The following is a 1,444-nucleotide window of genomic DNA, read 5'->3' as shown; positions in this document are numbered from 1 at the left end:
GATAACCGTCAGACAGTCTCGGCGTCGGTATCCCCCGAAGAGCTGAAAGCCCGGCTGACCGCCCGTTACTTTACCGATTTCGCCGGGGCGTGGCAGGATTTTCTCAACAGCCTGCGCTGGCATAAAACCCGTAACCTGTCGGATGTCATCGACCAGCTAACTCTGATGGCCGATGGGCGTCAGTCTCCGCTGATTGCGTTGATGAACACGCTGGCCTATCAGGGCGAAACCGGGCAACAGGGACCGACGTTATCGGATTCATTGGTGAAATCCGCCAAGACATTGTTGAATAAAAACACGCCGCCAATGATGAGCCAACAGGTGGCTGGCGTACGCGGGCCGATGGATGAAACCTTTGGGCCGTTGCTGATGCTGATGGGCGAAAACCGGGCGGCCGGGGGAATCAAGGCCGACAGCACGCTGAATTTACAAACCTTTCTTACGCGAGTAACCGAAGTGCGGCTGAAACTGCAACAGATGAACAACAGCGATGATCCACCGGCAATGGCGAATATGCTGGCTAAGACGGTATTTGAAGGGAAAAGCACCGATTTGACGGATACGCAGGGCTATGGGCGCCTGATAGCCGCCAGTCTGGGCGGCCAATGGCGGGGGTTGGGGCAGACGCTGTTTGTCGAGCCGTTAGCGCAGGCGTGGCAGGGCGTACTGAAACCGGCGGAGGAGAATCTGAACACCCAGTGGCAGAGGGCGATAGTGGACAACTGGAATCGGGTATTTGCGGGCCGTTATCCGTTTGCCGGTGGCGACAGTGAAATTTCATTGCCGATGTTGGGGCAGTTTATCCGGTCAGATTCGGGGCGGATAGAGCAGTTTTTGGCGCGTCAGTTAGGCGGGATACTGCATAAATCGGGTAATCAGTGGGTGGTGGATGAAGTGAACGGTCAGGGCGTGCAGATTAACCCGGATTTTTTGAAAGCGATAAATCAGCTCAGTCAGTTATCGGACCTGTTATTTGCGGATGGCAGTCAGGGATTGCGGTTTGAACTGCGGGCCAGAGCGGTGAGGGATGTGGTGGAAACCGACCTGACGATAGACGGGCAGAAACTGCGCTATTTTAACCAGATGGAAAGCTGGCAGAGCTTTCGCTGGCCGGGAGAGACCTATAAACCGGGCGTGATGCTGACCTGGACCAGTGTTAATGCCGGGGCGCGGTTGTTCGGTGATTATCAGGGGAACTGGGGGCTGATCCGCTGGCTGGTGCAGGCAAAAGCGGAGAGACTGGATGAAAGCCGTTACCGACTGATATTTACTGCCCCGGATGGATTGCCATTAACCTGGATTTTGCGCACAGAATTAGGCGAAGGGCCGCTGGCGTTATTAAAACTGCGCGGATTTAAATTGCCGAAAAATATCTTTGTGACGAAGCCGGGTAAGCATACGGCAATATCAGCGATAAATGACGATGATTTGATAGAGGAATAGT

General features: G+C 54.5%; 1 protein-coding gene. It reads left to right on the top strand.

Going from position 1 to position 1,444, the window contains the following annotated elements:
* Window positions 1-1,443: type VI secretion IcmF C-terminal domain-containing protein (locus EAE90_RS23120; RefSeq protein WP_281422395.1), on the top strand; the 1,443-nt coding region annotated here is incomplete at its 5' end.
* Window position 1,444: the final 1 nt, after the last annotated feature.

The sequence above is a fragment of the Photorhabdus caribbeanensis genome (genome assembly GCF_018448885.1).
GTDB classification, from domain to species: domain Bacteria; phylum Pseudomonadota; class Gammaproteobacteria; order Enterobacterales; family Enterobacteriaceae; genus Photorhabdus; species Photorhabdus caribbeanensis.
This window is presented reverse-complemented; position numbering and strand designations above follow the sequence as displayed.